This is a genomic window from Companilactobacillus bobalius (assembly GCF_009764355.1).
The window spans coordinates 84,139-96,917 of the sequence record NZ_LNUA01000011.1; the positions used below are offsets into that span (position 1 = coordinate 84,139).

The following is a 12,779-nucleotide window of genomic DNA, read 5'->3' on the forward strand; positions in this document are numbered from 1 at the left end:
AATTTCTTTTTCCATCCTAATAAATATTTAAAAATAAAATAATTACCAACTAATGTACCTTAATGGGTATGAAGCTTTTTTAAATCACCTGTCAATCTTCTAAAGAATATGATTATAAAAGAATCTTATGAAAAAACATCTCATAGCATTAATTTATATTGGAATTGTAATAATAATGATTATTACAATTTGGATTTTATCGAAAAAAGAAAAGAAGGTATCAAAAACTATTACAACAATGATTTTAGCCACTGTACCAATGTTACTTAATATAGTGACAGAGTGGAAAGTTGAAAATGATAAGGTACATACTGAAAAGTTAGAGAACAATATAACGCGTCAATCAATTGAAATAACTACAAATAATAGTATAAATACGACTGACGAATTGAGACGTGATTTTGGTCCTTTTGCAGCGGGGAATAGTTCAGATATTGATTCTTTAAGAGAAAGAGTAAAAGTTAGTATCGAAAATATAGAATTTGATTTACATTCTCTAGAGGGATATAGAAAAAATAGTAGAATTGCGGCTGAACTTTATGGGAGTCTTTCTACTATACGTGAGTCATTGAAAGAGGATACTGTTAAAATTGATAGTAAAAATTATGCTGATTCCTCATACTATAAGAACATTTTTGCAAAATATAATTATTGGTATACAATGTTTCAGGATTTCAAAAATAATAATTATAAAAAAGTTAAAATAGAATCAGATGTGCTGTATGGTGAGTACAATAGGTATAAATTACATGGAACTAGTATAAATATGTATGTTGAAAAATGAGGTTTTAGTTTGCAATATCGTTTCCAAATTAAATTTCCGAGAAAACAAATGTCCCAAATCCCGACCATATTCCACCTTATCCCAATCATCACTAGACCAAGTATAGGGAGAGCCATCCCACCAATTGATATACCGCAGATTACCCTGCAACTCATCAGGTCGATCATGCACAGGCTGAGGGTGGTAAACAGTATCCTTAAATTTCTCATTGTTCAACAAAACAGTAGGAACAAACAATTCATCACAAAGAAAAGCATGTCGGAAAGTCCAATAAATAAAGTCCTTCCGGCTGACTAAATATCTAACAGCCGCATCATTTAAACTAACCCAATTAGAGGCATATTTAATAGGTGGCAAACTAGCTTTTCTACGTTTGGTAACGCCAGTAATCTTTTGAATTTCAAAGTTGATTCTTTCCAAGATACGAAAGAACTTCTTAGCATACTTATTCAAACTAGATCTACCATAAAATCGAATAAAATAGTGTTCATACAAAACCCGTTCAGGTATCTTAACTTTTTGATAGATCTCCTGACAGGGAATGGTCAGAAAAATCATATCGGAATGTTGGTCAAAGAGGTTATGAATATAATTCTGATTGCGTAGCGGCAAATCTTGGCCGGAGATTAGATGGTAATAACCATACTTATCATGTTCACTGGCGATTTCAAACAATTCCATTTCGGCTGCAATTTGGGAGTAAGTACCCCAAGTGATTTTTATATCATGCAATATTAATAACGTCGTTTTCTCAACACAAGTGTGTAACTTCTGCTTGTCTTGTTGAGTTAGCGACGTTTTTTTGTCGATTAAAAGATAAATATCATTTCTTGAGTCATCCAATAGCGTTAATAGGAATCCTAGTTGTTCAAATTTATTATCCGCAATAATCAAATATGCATGTTTAGTCATGATTGGCATCTCCAAGGCATAACTTTTTGATAGATATTAGCACATTAATTTTTAGAATTAAAAAATAATCATATAAAAGTAGGTGTTTCATACATTAAGTCTAATCGAGGGCTTAATGATGAATGTTTATGGAAAATGATAGTACTATGACAATCAGAAACCTTATGAGGGACTGGTTTCATGAAAGCTATGAGTGGCTTTTGTGCAATTAGTGTTTCGTGAGGTTTTTTGCATACCCTAAATTCTATTCATTAGGAGGAGCAAATTGGAAAATCAACAAAAAATCAGTGTGTTGCGGATTTGGGAGATAATTCGAAAACACATTCGTATGATTATCGGTACCGCATTCTTTGTAATCATTATCTCCATTTTTGTAACTTTCTTCGTTATGACGCCTAAGTACAGTGCCACAACTGAGATTTTGGTCAACCGTAAAGCTTCTTCTGATGCGGAAGCTAGTCAGTTTCAACAAGCTCAAGCTGATGTGCAATTGATCAGTACTTATAAAGATATCATTACCAGTCCCACAGTTTTAAACGAGGTTAATCAACGAGTTCATGATTATCCCGGTTATCAAGGTGCCGGTAATTTATCCAAATCTTTATCGATTAGTAATGCACAGAACTCGCAGGTGTTCTCTTTAACAGCTAAATCGACGGATGCGGGAACTGCGGCCGCTATTGCTAATGAGACCGCCAGTGTCTTTAAGAAACGTGTTGGTAAGTTGATGAGTGTCGACAATGTTTCGGTTGTTTCTAAAGCTACAGTTGATCCGACACCAACAAGTCCTAAGAAAATTTTAAACGTCTTGATTGGAATTGTTTTAGGTATCATCTTCGGTATCGCGTTTGCCTGTTTGAAAGAGTTAAGCAATAGTGCTGTCACTACTGAAACTGAGTTAAGTGATGAATTAGGTTTGACCAGCTTGGGAATTGTCGATGAGATTGACCAAAAAGTAATTGAACAGACAGATACTAAGAAGTCAGTTGTAGACGAACCAACTTTAAATACTGTCGATGAAAGAAATTACAGGAGGGTTTAAACCAAATGTTAAATTTCAAAAATAAGCATAAAAAATTAGATAATTACAGTTTGCATCATGGTGTTGGTCTGGTTGCTTCGGATGATCCTAACGGTATCATTTCGGAACAATTTAAAACGATTCGGACTAACATTCAGTTTTCATCGGTTGATAAGCCCTTGAAATCAATTCTATTTACTTCGTCAGAACCTTCTGAAGGTAAGTCTACTGTCAGCAGCAACATTGCCGTGACTTGGGCGCAACAGAATGAAAAAGTTCTATTGATTGATGCCGATCTACGTCGACCTACGGTTCATCAAACCTTTAATGTTGATAACAAAAAAGGTTTATCCAATTATCTATTGGGCAACGCAACTTTTGAAGAGATTATACAACCAACTGATTTTCACAACTTGTACGTCATTACGAGTGGTCCAATTCCACCTAATCCTTCAGAGTTGCTTGGTAGTAATAAAATTAAACAATTATTTACCAGACTATCAGAAAGTTTTGGACTATTAATTTTAGATGCACCGCCAATCAATACAGTAACGGATGCTCAGGTTCTGGCCAATTTAGTTGATGGTGTGATTTTAGTTGTTCCACAAGGAATTGCTAATAAGGCTGCTGTTGCTCATGCTAAACAAGCTTTGTTGATGGTTCACGCACACATCTTAGGGGCAGTAATGAATCGAGTCATTCGTGACCAACATTATGGTTATTACGGGAGTTATTACGGTTTAGAGAAATATCAGAGAAAGAGTTAATGAAGTATATCCGAGGAGAGAATTTAAATTGACTGGAAAGCCTAATGGCTTTTGGGGCAGGATAAATGATCGAATCGAAACATGAGAAGTATAAGAAGTTACATTTTGACATTGAAACAGCTTGGTATCTGTTTATCAAGCGACTATTCGACATTCTTGTTTCAGCGTTGGCATTAATCTGTTTGTGTCCAATATATCTGGTCATTGCCTTAGTAGATCACTTGAGTAAGTTTAATCGCGGACCAGTGTTATACGGGCAAGTACGAATGGGGCTCCATGGACAAAAATTTAAAATGTATAAGTTTCGTTCTATGGTCGTTAACGCAGACGAAGAACTGCACGCTGATAAGAAACTGTACGCAGAATACGTTAAAAATAATTTTAAACTGCCACCAGATGAAGATCCACGTATTACCAAGCTAGGGAGATTCTTGAGAAGATCTTCAATTGATGAGATACCGCAGTTTATCAATATTTTTAAGGGTGATATGAGCTTGGTAGGGCCAAGACCAGTAGTCGAGGATGAACTGAAGGAATATGACCGTAAGAAATTATTATCAGTTAAACCTGGCGCCATGGGGCTTTGGCAAGCGTCAGGTCGCAGTAAAGTTGGCTATCCCAGACGAGCTGAAATTGAGATGCATTACATTGATGAAGCTTGTTTAACAGTCGATTTGAAAATTATCTTAGCTAACTTTGTCGATATTTTTAAGGAAAACGGGGCTTATTGATATGGATGCAAAAGTACTCGTAGCGGCACATAAAGTTTTTCCAATGCCAGTTGATAAAAAGACATATCTACCAGTTTTGGTAGGAGCTGTTAAAAATTTTAAACAAGGTATTAAGTTTCAACGTGATGATACTGGCAAGAACATTTCTGAAAAGAACCCTCATTATAACGAGTTGACCGCAATGTATTGGGCCTGGAAGAATTTTGATACGTCAGACGCAATTGGACTCGTACAGTACCGCCGCTTTTTCAAATCATATGAAGATAAAAATGGTCCACTGACTGATGAAGAGATTGCCGATATTTTGAAGACAACTGACGTTATTTTGCCAACTAAGCGGCACTACTATATTGAGACGAATTATTCGCATTACGTTCACGCCCACAAGAGTGACCCCTTAGATAAATTACGTTACGTGATTGCGACTTACTATCCTGATTACTTAGATTCCTTTGATAAAGTGATGCATCGTCGCAGTGCACACATGTTCAACATGTTTATCATGAAGAAACAATTTTTTGATCAATATTCTCAATTTCTGTTTAACGTCTTAGACATTTTGGAACAACAACTGGATATCTCGAACTATTCGCAACAGGATTCACGCGTTTATGGTTATCTGGGCGAATTGTTAATGGATGTCTGGGTCGAGAAGAATCGGGTTCGTTATACCGAAGTTCGTTGGTATGAAGTGGGTCCCAAGCATCTGATGAAAAAATACTTCTATTTCTTCTGCCGGAGGTTTGGCTTAGAAGTAGGAAAGACGCACTTCTAATGAAAAGAAAAGTTGCTATCATCACACCTAAGTTATCGGGTAATGGTGGTACGGAAACGGTTCTGAAGACAGTTTTACAGGAAAATGAGTATTTTGAAAATTTAAATCGGATCGACTTAGTTATTTTGGGTGGTCACAAAAATAATCAATGGATCACTGAATTACCGACCAAAGTGAAAGTTCATTTTGCGACAGATAATCAAATTTTACGAATGTTGGTTTTGAGTTACTGGTTGTTGTTTGGTGGTTTTGAGCAGGTGATTTGTTTGAGTACAACTATCATTCATTGGTCAGCTTTAATCAGGAAAGTTTTCCGTAAACATTATTTGATAGTCTCTTGGATTCACTTCTCAATTTTTAATGAAAAGACAGTTGATCCTGACAAGTTGCATTATGCCGACTATCACTTAGCTATCAGTTCTGGTATCGTCAAGCAATTGGAATCATTGGGTATCAAAGCCGAACGAATTCGTTTGATTTTTAATCCAGTCGACAAAAAGAAACGAGTAATCATGCCAGCTGATGATGGTGTGATTCATTTAGCTTATGTCGGACGAGTGATGTTGAAGGGGCAAAAGGATTTGCAAGAATTGTTTGATGCGCTAACTCTTTTACCACCACAGGCAGTTGTTTTACATATTTATGGCACTGGACAGATAGCTGAATGTAAGGCTTATCTGGCTAAACATCATGTAAAACAGACAGTTATCTGGCATGGTTGGGTGAAAGATCCATGGCAAGAGATTCGGACATTAGATGCGACGGTTTTGACTTCACAGTATGAAGGCTTTCCGATGGCTCTAGCGGAGTCAATCAGTTATGGCGTTCCCGGAATTGCTTCAGATTGTCCGACTGGACCGGCAGATATTATCGATTCAGAGAATGGGTTTCTCTATCGAGTCGGTGACGTCAAAGGTTTAGTAACTGACATTTTGAAGTTGATCAAGCAAGTACATTTCAATCACGTCACGGTGCAACAGACGTTAGGAAAATATGCGACTGATAAATTTTGCCAACGTTTTTGGGCTAGTTTGGCGGAAATGAAGTAGATGATAAAAATGAAAATAACTTTGAGTATTATCATTCCGATGTATAACGCCGAGCAAACGATTGGTCGTTGTCTTGATTCAATTGAGCGACAACAAGTTGATTTTCCATTTGAAATTATCGTAGTTGACGATGGTTCAACTGATGACTCGATTGGTTGTATTGAAGCGTATCAGAAGAAATTTGCCAATATTGAATTATTCAGACAACAGAATTTGAAACAGTCCGCAGCTCGTAATAATGGCCTAGATCATGCCAAAGGTGATTATGTCATGTTCTTTGACAGTGATGACATTGTTGAAAAAAATATGTTGCAGATCATGGTTCATAAAATTGAAGCTGACAATGATTTGGTTATGTGTGGAATCAAAAAAATCTATCCGGATAAGACAGTTGTGGAAGATCAAACCGACCTAACTGGTGCTAAGAATGAAAAAGATTTGATCACCAATTATTTGGATAAAAATAAGGAATTCGACACTGGCTTGTGGAACAAAATTTTTCGCAGGAGTCTGATTCAAGGGCACCAACTCCGTTTTAATAATGGCAATTTCTTCGAGGATTCACTGTTCAATCTGCGGTACTTGTTGAATTGCCGACCGGGAAAAGTTGTCTTCATCAATCAGATACTGTACGACCTCTACAAGACTTTGGGAACAACAACAACTTCGTTCAATCCCAAGATCAGCTATTGGGCTAGTAAGTATGAAAATAAGGTACAAGCAATTTTGAATAGTCGCGGACTACATGTCAAAACAGCGATTATCAATGCTTTTAAGATCAGAACGACGTTATATATCATTCATCATCACATCAAATATGACACGAGTTGGAATAAGACAAAGCAAAGAAGATACTGGTCACTTTATTCAATTCCAGCGATTCTCAAGGCCTTGCAATATTTGCCAAAAAGATACGCAGCTGCGGTTATCTTAGCTAGATTTTCACCACAAACTTATATCCGTTTGTACCAAAAGAAGAATCCAGTTACGTAATTTTAGTTAGTCTGGTGAGCAAAATGAAACAAGTTACAGCATTAGTAGTTACTTATAATCGTTTGAAACTTTTAAAAGAGAATATTGCCGCCATCACTGCACAAACTTATCCAGTGAAACATATTTTGGTGATCGACAATAACAGTCAAGATGGTACCAAAGAATATCTTGACTCGCTTCAAATCGACGGTTTGATCGTCAAACATTTAGCCAAGAATCTGGGCGGCTCAGGTGGTTTCTACGAAGGCATCAAAATCTTTGAAGAGCAATTGACTGATGATTTTGTTTGGATCATGGATGATGATACGATTCCGACTTCGACAGCTTTAAAAGAATTGAGTCAGTGTTGGTCAACGATTGGTCAATTTGGATTTTTAGCTAGCAATGTTCGCTGGATTGACGGTAAACCAGCTGTGATGAATGTACCAGCTATAGACCAGGCCCATTGGAGTAGCGACGACTTGGAAATCAGCGACAATATCTTTTATCCACGAGTCAGTTCAGCTAGTTTTGTTTCCTTACTAGTGCCTCGAGAAGTGATTTCCGTCAAGGGTCTACCTTACAAGGAATTCTTCATTTGGGAAGATGATGCCGAATATACCTCTCGAATCAGTCGGGAATACAGCTGTTATTTTGTTCCAGAAAGTATTGTCCATCATAAGACCAAATCTAATGACGGAATTGACATCATAGATGAAAGTGGCAGTCGTTTAAGCAGATACTTTTATCTTTTCCGGAATAAAACTTTTCGTGCTCGTAAGGCCAAAGGTGCGGAGAAAATTAAATCTTTAGGTCGAATCGGAATTGAATATGGTCAAGTTTTGTTTAGCCACAAGGTACATCAACGGTTTAAGAAATTGGGCATCATGTCCAAAGGTATTATCGAGGGCATGTACTTCAATCCAAAAATTCATTACGTATTGAACGCCAAAACTAAGGGTGACTAATCTCAAGGAGGGACTGATGATGACATGAATTTTGGAATGGTTTATGCAGTGCTATTAGTACTCTTTTTGATTTTTGGTTACATCTTCAAAGAAAATGATCTCAAACATTATTTTTTGATTAGCGATATTCTGTTAGCTTTACCAGCTTATGTGGCTAATCCGATGAATGGTGTCTACTTCGATACAGTTCGTTTTCAATATATTTTGGATCAGATTCGTGATGCTAATTTAATTTCAGGCTTGAGTGGTGGATTAAATTGGGTACTGAATTATTCAGAGTATGCCGCTGAACCGGTGGTGGCTGTGTATATTTGGATCTTTAGCTTTTTCAAAAATAATGGGATGTTCTTCTTCATAACAACGTTCTTATTCCTGATTTTTCTGTCGCATTTGTTATTGAAAGTTGGCAAGTATTTCAAAGTTTCGCACTGGAATCTGATTTTGATTCAGTTTGTGATTCTGACAACTTTTAACTTGTTTTACCAAATTGAGGGAATTCGTAATTTCTTAGCCTTTATGATTTTCGCCTGGGCTATCTTCACCGATTTGACCGCAACACAAAAGCATGAAAAAGTCGAAGCCATTATTGCTTACATCTTCTGCATGTTCTTTCATCCCATTGCCATCGTGTTTGTCCTCTTCAGATTGTTACTGGCTTTGAAAAACAAATTTGTTTTCTTTGGCAATCACATTTTTGACGCAGTAGTGATGGTGATTCTTTTGATCTATAACCATTTCATGACTTTCATCGTTAATCTTTTGGCTCAAGTCAGTGAGTTGCCAATGATGAGTTCACTATTTTCCAAGTCACAGAATTACGTTTATGGACAAACTGAGTTTAGTGCTTCAACCGGTAGAGCGGAGGTTTCCTTCACCTCGATGGTTTTTGTAGCTTTGATTGTGGAGCTGCTGCTGTTCCTATCTTTGTATAAAGATACGGTTTTACCAAAAGGTTATTTGACGCTCTATCTATATATCATCGCTTTTACAATTGGATCATTTATGAATTCACAGATTTACTTGCGAGCCATCATGTTACTGCTCTTCATGAGCGCACCTTTGAAGGCATTACTGTTTTCAACCGAACGACTCAAAGACAGAACGGCTTATCTGATGTTCTTCTATAATTTGATGACTTACGCCACAGCCTTTGTACTCTTTGGATATTGGTACGTTGCAGTTTATCAGACCGTGGCACTTTGATGGAGGTGCAATATGACAAAATATTTAGTCGTTGGTTCAGGATTGTTTGGAGCTGTTTTTGCTTATGAGGCTGCTAAACGAGGTCATCAAGTCAAAGTAATTGAGAAACGTAGTCACATCGGCGGCAACATTTATACGCATGAAGTTGCCGGTATTCAGGTTCATGAGTACGGAGCTCACATCTTTCATACCAAGTCATCAGAAATTTGGCAGTACATCAATCAATTTGCGGAATTCAATCACTACATCAACAGTCCCATCGCTAATTTCAATGGGGAAATCTACAATTTACCTTTCAACATGAACACCTTTAATAAGTTGTGGGGCGTAGTTACTCCAGTTCAAGCACAAGCCAAGATTGAGCAACAGAAGCAGTCTTTAGAACTGGATGGTAATCCCAAGAATTTGGAAGAACAGGCTATTTCCTTAGTAGGTCCCGACGTTTATCAAAAATTGATCAAGGGTTATACAGAGAAACAATGGGGCAAGTCAGCTAAGGATTTACCAGCCTTTATCATTCGTCGTTTGCCAGTTCGGTTTACTTATGACAACAATTATTTCGACGATCCATACCAAGGAATTCCCATTGGTGGTTATACACCAATTATCGAAAAAATGTTGGGTAATAAGTTGATTGAAGTGCAGAACCAGACCGATTTCTTTGATCATAAGGATGAATATTTGAAGTCAGGTGCCAAAATTATTTTCACCGGAATGATCGATCAGTTCTTCAACTACCAGTTTGGAGCCTTAGAGTATCGAAGCCTTCGTTTTGAAACTGAAGTGTTGAATCAGGCTAATTACCAAGGCAATGCAGTTGTTAATTATACCGATTCCCAGACGCCTTACACGAGAATCATTGAACATAAATTCTTTGATCCTGGACAAGATGTTAAAGATAAAACCGTTATAACGCATGAATATCCTAAGGCTTGGGAGATTGGGGATGAGCCTTATTATCCAATCAATGACCACGCCAGCAAGGAACTCTATGCCAAGTATCTGCAACTAGCTCGTAAAGATTATCCTCAAGTGATTTTTGGCGGACGTTTAGGTCAATATCGTTACTACAATATGGATCAGACGATTATGGCAGCTCTACAAACTGTCAAGAAAGAATTTGACGATTAATGAAAGTTATTAAAAATTACCTCTATAATGCTTTTTATCAAGTATTTATTCTGATAGTTCCCTTAGTAACAACGCCATATTTAGCTAGAGTGCTGGGTCCGAGGGGAGTTGGAATAAATTCTTACACGAATTCAATTATTCAATATTTCATCCTCTTTGGAAGCATTGGCGTGAATCTTTATGGAAATCGACAAATTGCTTTTGTCCGCAATGATCGGCAAAAATTGACCGCCACGTTCTACGAAATCTTTCTGATGCGGCTAATAACAGTGGTCATAGCTACTTTAGCCTTTGGAATATTCTTTGGATTAGTGAGTGATTACCAAATCTATTACTTAGCTCAAGCAATTTCGTTAATAGCCGTTATCTTCGATATTTCCTGGTTTTTTATGGGAATTGAGAATTTTGCTGTGACAGTGCTACGAAATTTCATCATTAAGATTTTAACTTTGGTCAGTATTTTTACTTTAGTGAAGTCAAAAGCTGATTTGACTATCTACATTTTGATTTTGTCACTGTCATTGTTGATTGGGAATTTGACCCTGTTTCCCAGTTTGCACAAGTATATCGGTAGACCCAGATTTCACGATTTGCGGATTGCAAAACATTTCAAGCCAGCCTTGATTCTATTCGTACCGCAAATTGCCACTCAAATCTATGTTGTTTTGAATAAGACGATGTTAGGTTCGATGGTTTCGGTTCAAGCTTCTGGGTACTTTGATCAGTCAGACAAAATCATCAAAATGGTTTTAGCAGTAGTGACGGCGACGGGAACTGTGATGTTACCACACGTTGCAAATGCCTTTGCTAATGGTCATCTGGACAAAGCTAAAGAGTATTTGTATACCAGTTTTTCTTTTATTACCATGTCGTCCATCCCGATGATGTTGGGGTTGATGGCGATTACCGTTAAATTTGTACCATTGTTCTTTACCAACAAATTTCACGGAGTTATTCCGATTATGATGATCGAAGCGTTGATTATCATCTTGATTGCTTGGAGCAATGCGATTGGGATGCAATATTTGTTACCAACTAATCAGACCAAGGCCTATACGATTTCAGTTATTTTAGGGGCAGTGGTAAATCTGATTGCCAATATTCCACTGATTTTCTTTTGGGGTACAGTTGGAGCGGCTATTTCAACGATTTTGTCAGAATTATCGGTCACTTTGTATCAATTAGTCTCTATCCGGCACCAAGTATCTTATTCTAAGTTGTTTGACGACACTTATAAGTACTTACTGTCGGGATTGATTATGTTTTGTATTGTTTTTTCATTAGATAGAATTCTACCTAATGGATGGTTCTCAATCATTTTTGAAGTATCCATTGGTTTCTTGACATATTTGGCTTTGATATTGTTATTTAAAGTTAAGATGCTAACTCAAGCTAAGCGATTCTTGAAAAAATAAATACCTATATGAGGAGGAAAGGCCTTATGTATAGAAACAGAAATAAGAGACACACTATAAGAGATTTATGTATGTGGTTCGTTTTAATCTTTATTTTAGGTGGCGCAGCCTTTGGAATGACTCGTTATCGTGATGTTAAGAGTGCGGTCAACAGTTCATTTGTACCTTCTGGAGCTGAAAGTCGTGATGTCCACGCTGAATTGGCAGCTCGCAAACCATTTTCCATTTTGTTGATGGGTATTAATACCAATAGTTCGATCAGTTCATACAAAGGTGATACTCACAGTATGATGGTTCTAACCGTGAACCCAGCTACTAAGAAGACTACTATCACTACAATTCCACACGATGTTGCTATTAAAGTGCCTGGATTTGAAAAGAGTTCACCAGCTACAATTAGTTCGGCTTACTCATTAGGTCAAACTAAGACAGCTGTTACATCTGTTGAACAACTTTTGAATGTGCCAATTGATTCATACTTGCTATTGAATATGGATGGTATGAAACAAGCAATTGACGATGTCAAAGGTATCGAAGTCGTTCCTGATGTTTCATTTAGCGTTGCAGGTTATAACTTTGTAAAGGGCAGTTCAACACATATGGACGGCAGAGAAGCTATGGCTTACATCAGTAATGGCAATGACTATGTTCGTGAGGACCGTCAAAGAGCTGTTCTATCAGCTTTGCTACACAAGGGGCGTTCAATTTCTACATTGTTCAACCAACGTTTGATCAATTCAGTTTCTGGTCAAATGGAAACAGATTTAACTTTCGATAGTATGACTTTACTAGACAAGAATTATGATGAAGTCGGTGATCATACTGTTGAAGATAACCTCCAAGGCAGTGCTGCCAAAGTATCTGGTCAAAGCATGGAAGTTGTTAACAAAGCTGAATTACAACGTGTCACAGATGATCTCAGAGTTAACCTAGGATTGTCCAAAGCTACAACTGGTGATATTGAATACGTACCGGTTCAAGCTCCAGTCGCTAAGAAATAAATTTTGATATCAAAAAGGGAACCATATCGGTGTGATATGATTCCTTTTTT

Annotated in this window: 13 protein-coding genes; 12 read left to right on the plus strand and 1 reads right to left on the minus strand. The window is 37.2% G+C overall.

All coding sequences use genetic code 11. The features are described 5' to 3' along the window. Positions 1–127 precede the first annotated feature (127 nt). Positions 128–784 carry a hypothetical protein gene (locus ATN92_RS02260; protein ID WP_056953536.1) on the plus strand — a complete coding sequence of 219 codons (657 nt, stop codon included), beginning with the start codon at positions 128–130 and terminating at the stop codon, positions 782–784. Here the strand turns inward: ATN92_RS02260 and ATN92_RS02265 are convergent. Beyond that, on the minus strand, positions 746–1,696 hold the full coding sequence (locus tag ATN92_RS02265; RefSeq protein WP_056953538.1) for a beta-1,6-N-acetylglucosaminyltransferase: 951 nt from the start codon (positions 1,694–1,696) through the stop codon (positions 746–748). The genes ATN92_RS02260 and ATN92_RS02265 overlap by 39 nt on opposite strands. Positions 1,697–1,961: 265 nt before the next feature. On the opposite strand from ATN92_RS02265, the gene ATN92_RS02270 reads away from it, so the two are divergent. The 11 genes from ATN92_RS02270 (at position 1,962) to ATN92_RS02320 (ending at position 12,729) form a co-directional block, all read left to right on the plus strand. Then, a complete protein-coding gene (locus ATN92_RS02270; protein WP_056953540.1) occupies positions 1,962–2,738 on the plus strand; it encodes a YveK family protein in 777 nt (258 codons plus the stop codon). 5 nt (positions 2,739–2,743) lie between these two features. After that, positions 2,744–3,484 carry a CpsD/CapB family tyrosine-protein kinase gene (locus tag ATN92_RS02275; protein ID WP_056953542.1) on the plus strand — a complete coding sequence of 247 codons (741 nt, stop codon included), beginning with the start codon at positions 2,744–2,746 and terminating at the stop codon, positions 3,482–3,484. A 65-nt stretch (positions 3,485–3,549) separates the two neighbouring features. Next, the gene (locus ATN92_RS02280; protein WP_056953544.1) at positions 3,550–4,215 is read left to right on the plus strand and encodes a sugar transferase; all 666 of its coding nucleotides are present in this window, start codon (positions 3,550–3,552) and stop codon (positions 4,213–4,215) included. Position 4,216: 1 nt separating this feature from the next. Next, positions 4,217–4,990, plus strand: a complete 774-nt coding sequence (locus ATN92_RS02285; RefSeq protein WP_056953546.1) for a DUF4422 domain-containing protein — start codon at positions 4,217–4,219, stop codon at positions 4,988–4,990. Further along, the gene (locus ATN92_RS02290) at positions 4,990–6,039 is read left to right on the plus strand and encodes a glycosyltransferase (RefSeq protein ID WP_056953547.1); all 1,050 of its coding nucleotides are present in this window, start codon (positions 4,990–4,992) and stop codon (positions 6,037–6,039) included. Before ATN92_RS02285 ends, ATN92_RS02290 begins: the two co-directional genes overlap by 1 nt. Continuing rightward, entirely contained in the window at positions 6,040–7,032 is a 993-nt protein-coding gene (locus ATN92_RS02295; protein WP_056953549.1) for a glycosyltransferase family 2 protein, read from the plus strand. A gap of 23 nt (positions 7,033–7,055) precedes the next feature. Further along, positions 7,056–7,979, plus strand: coding sequence for a glycosyltransferase family 2 protein (locus tag ATN92_RS02300; protein WP_056953551.1), 924 nt, complete (start codon positions 7,056–7,058; stop codon positions 7,977–7,979). Between the two features lie 24 nt (positions 7,980–8,003). Beyond that, complete coding sequence (locus tag ATN92_RS02305; protein ID WP_056953553.1) at positions 8,004–9,182, plus strand: EpsG family protein; 1,179 nt, start codon at positions 8,004–8,006, stop codon at positions 9,180–9,182. 12 nt (positions 9,183–9,194) lie between these two features. After that, complete coding sequence (gene glf, locus ATN92_RS02310; protein ID WP_056953556.1) at positions 9,195–10,313, plus strand: UDP-galactopyranose mutase; 1,119 nt, start codon at positions 9,195–9,197, stop codon at positions 10,311–10,313. Beyond that, a complete protein-coding gene (locus tag ATN92_RS02315; RefSeq protein WP_056953558.1) occupies positions 10,313–11,728 on the plus strand; it encodes an oligosaccharide flippase family protein in 1,416 nt (471 codons plus the stop codon). The genes glf and ATN92_RS02315 overlap by 1 nt, the downstream gene beginning before the upstream one ends. A 26-nt stretch (positions 11,729–11,754) precedes the next feature. Further along, positions 11,755–12,729, plus strand: coding sequence for an LCP family glycopolymer transferase (locus tag ATN92_RS02320; protein ID WP_056953559.1), 975 nt, complete (start codon positions 11,755–11,757; stop codon positions 12,727–12,729). Positions 12,730–12,779 lie beyond the last annotated feature (50 nt).

Coding starts and splice junctions, on each gene's coding strand:
- ATN92_RS02260 (WP_056953536.1), top strand. CDS start 128: ATGAAAAAACATCTCATAGCATTAATTTATATTGGAATTGTAATAATA.
- ATN92_RS02265 (WP_056953538.1), bottom strand. CDS start 1,696: ATGACTAAACATGCATATTTGATTATTGCGGATAATAAATTTGAACAA.
- ATN92_RS02275 (WP_056953542.1), top strand. CDS start 2,744: ATGTTAAATTTCAAAAATAAGCATAAAAAATTAGATAATTACAGTTTG.
- ATN92_RS02280 (WP_056953544.1), top strand. CDS start 3,550: ATGATCGAATCGAAACATGAGAAGTATAAGAAGTTACATTTTGACATT.
- ATN92_RS02285 (WP_056953546.1), top strand. CDS start 4,217: ATGGATGCAAAAGTACTCGTAGCGGCACATAAAGTTTTTCCAATGCCA.
- ATN92_RS02290 (WP_056953547.1), top strand. CDS start 4,990: ATGAAAAGAAAAGTTGCTATCATCACACCTAAGTTATCGGGTAATGGT.
- ATN92_RS02295 (WP_056953549.1), top strand. CDS start 6,040: ATGATAAAAATGAAAATAACTTTGAGTATTATCATTCCGATGTATAAC.
- ATN92_RS02300 (WP_056953551.1), top strand. CDS start 7,056: ATGAAACAAGTTACAGCATTAGTAGTTACTTATAATCGTTTGAAACTT.
- ATN92_RS02305 (WP_056953553.1), top strand. CDS start 8,004: ATGAATTTTGGAATGGTTTATGCAGTGCTATTAGTACTCTTTTTGATT.
- glf (WP_056953556.1), top strand. CDS start 9,195: ATGACAAAATATTTAGTCGTTGGTTCAGGATTGTTTGGAGCTGTTTTT.
- ATN92_RS02315 (WP_056953558.1), top strand. CDS start 10,313: ATGAAAGTTATTAAAAATTACCTCTATAATGCTTTTTATCAAGTATTT.
- ATN92_RS02320 (WP_056953559.1), top strand. CDS start 11,755: ATGTATAGAAACAGAAATAAGAGACACACTATAAGAGATTTATGTATG.